This is a genomic window from Pontibacter sp. 13R65 (assembly GCF_047525655.1).
Lineage (GTDB): Bacteria > Bacteroidota > Bacteroidia > Cytophagales > Hymenobacteraceae > Pontibacter.
In genome coordinates this window covers 1-2,554 of sequence record NZ_JBLIQL010000051.1, presented here as the reverse complement: position 1 = coordinate 2,554, position 2,554 = coordinate 1, and the positions used below count along the sequence as shown (strand labels likewise).

Sequence of the window (2,554 nt, the reverse complement as noted above, 5' to 3'; positions counted from 1 at the left end):
TGGGAGGGGACCAGCAGCGACGGGGGCCGGGTGAGCGACGGGGTGTACTTCTACGAGGCCGAGGTGGAGTTCTTCACCCTGGACCCCGAGCGCGAGCGCGTCCGCTACAAAGGATGGGTCGAAATCGTAAGATGATGAAGCAAGAACAGAAATCAGTACAGCAGGCTATTGTGTTTTACGATGGCACCTGCGGGTTTTGCCAAGCAAGCGTGCAGTTTGTACTCCGGCACAATAAAAAGGAGAACCTGCATTTCGCGGCGCTTCAATCTGAGCTGGGCCTCCAACTAACCTCAACAGCAGTGACTAAGTCTAAGGCACCGCTTCCCGATTCGATGCTGTTTTATGAGGAAGGCAATTTGTATATGGAGTCTGATGCGGCGCTTCGCATTGCCAGGCATCTTCGGTTTCCGTTTTTCCTGCTGACTTATGGCCGAATTATTCCACGCTTTGTGCGGGATACAGTATACCGGATGATTGCCAGAAACCGTTACTTAATAGCTGGTCGGGACCAAGCCTGCCTGTTGCCAACTCCACAACAGCGGAACCGCTTTTTAGCCTGATATAGCAGCCAAAGTGCATTTAAGCAAAAAAAGTACGTATAGCTAAATATAAATATTGAAATTCTCGTAAAGGTTACGGTAGCTTACCAGAGCTCGGAAGTCTTGGGTATGGCAACATTAATTTTTATTGAAAGGGAATAATTTTCTAAATATAAAATAACAGCAGGTAAGACGCTGTCTTTCTGATTTTATTGTACTGCCTGGTACTAAGTTATACCATCAACAAAGGTCTTTCATCTAAAGGGGGGACCTCGAGTGTAAATGCACACTTACCGGCTGAATCAAAAAATAAATTTAAATTGAGGCAAATTCTGATGCCAGGCCTATTCTAAGTTTGTTGCTGGGGCAGCAGGAAGTGGAGAAGAAAAACCATTAAACCGTTGCAGGATACTTGCACGGCCAGGCTTCAAGAGCACTATCATTTCTCATGTAAAAGTATGAAGAAAAGTATACACCAAAAATTACAATTGCCATTTTCCTGTTTATTCGTTCTGGTAATGGTGCTGCTGTTGGTTTCGTCTACCAAAGTGCAGGCTACTCACATACGAGCAGGCGACATTACGGCCAAAAGAGACACCACTCCCAATCCTAATCCCAGGCGCTACTTCTTTACCATGGTAATTTACCGCGATACGGGTGGGGTGCAAATGGAAAACCCGGTAACGGTTTTTAACGGGCTTAACAATATCACGGTGCCGTTATATCGGATGGTGCCGATTGGTAACCAAACGGAGAAGCATATTTTCCGATGGGAGACAACTTATCCGGCTGATGGTACTTACACTACTTCCTGGACAGGCATACTACGAAATCCACAGATATTGAATCTGGCGGCACCTTCAGAGCAGCATAGTTTCTACATTGAAACGACTATCAACATCAACTCTTTGCGTGGTTTTAATAGCACACCTGTGCTTACCGTAGATCCGATCGACCTGGCCTTAACTTNGAATCTGGCGGCACCTTCAGAGCAGCATAGTTTCTACATTGAAACGACTATCAACATCAACTCTTTGCGTGGTTTTAATAGCACACCTGTGCTTACCGTAGATCCGATCGACCTGGCCTTAACTTTCCGGAAGTGGGTACATAACCCGGGTGCATACGATGCCGATGGCGATAGCCTTGCATTTAAGTTCCGGGTGCCGCAGCGTCGTGAAGGTAGTGGTATTAATGGTAATGTGATTAACGTGCCGGGATTCGTGATGCCAAATGAGCGTTTCCCTTGCAGAACAGCTGATAATCCGAGCACCTTTACACTAGATCCGCGTACGGGGCAGCTCGAATGGAACCAACCCTGTATGCAGGGTGAGTACAACATTGCTTTTGTGGTGGAGGAGTGGCGTGTGTCGCCAAATGGCGGAGCCGTAAAGCTGGGCGAGGTGGTGCGCGACATGCAGATTCTGGTGCGGGAAGGGCCAAACCGGCCGCCGGTACTGGAGCCAAGAGATACCTGTATCGTGGCCGGCACAACACTTGAGTGGCTTATGCGGGCAACCGACCCCGATGGCGACCGCATCACAATGACCGCTTCGGGTGGTATGATTCCACCGGCTACTTTTACTCAAACCACGAATACACCTGGCGCGGCAACCGGCTTGCTAAGATGGGCCACCGAGTGCGCAGATGTGCGGGATGAGCCATATCTGGTAGTGGTGAGGGCAGAGGACCAACTGCCCTTGGGACAGCGGCTCGCTGACTTACAGCCCTGGCGTATCACGGTAGTCGGTCCACCTCCTGAGAACCTGTTGGCGACGGGGCAGGGGAAGGACGTGGCCCTCTCGTGGGACCCGTACGTGTGCCGCAACGCCTCTGTGATCCGGATCTACCGGCGGGAGGGCCCCTCGGGCTTCGAGCCCGCGGAGTGCGAGACGGGCATCCCGGGGAGCACGGGCTACGCGCTCATCGCCGAGGTGGGGGCCGACCAGGTGGGCTACCTGGACAACAACGGGGGCCGCGGGCTGGAGTCGGGCAAGGAGTACTGCTACATGATC

At 51.2% G+C, this 2,554-nt stretch carries 1 protein-coding gene and 1 pseudogene; both read left to right on the top strand.

What is annotated here, in order from left to right; all coding sequences use genetic code 11:
• The first annotated feature begins 131 nt into the window (after positions 1 to 131).
• Positions 132 to 560, top strand: coding sequence for a thiol-disulfide oxidoreductase DCC family protein (locus ACMA1I_RS23235; protein WP_337070887.1), 429 nt, complete (start codon positions 132 to 134; stop codon positions 558 to 560).
• Between the two features lie 437 nt (positions 561 to 997).
• Positions 998 to 2,554 (top strand): annotated as a pseudogene (locus ACMA1I_RS23230) (hypothetical protein); the annotation flags it as partial.

Excerpts from the sequence above, each read along its gene's own strand:
- ACMA1I_RS23235 (WP_337070887.1), top strand. The coding sequence starts at position 132 with ATGATGAAGCAAGAACAGAAATCAGTACAGCAGGCTATTGTGTTTTAC.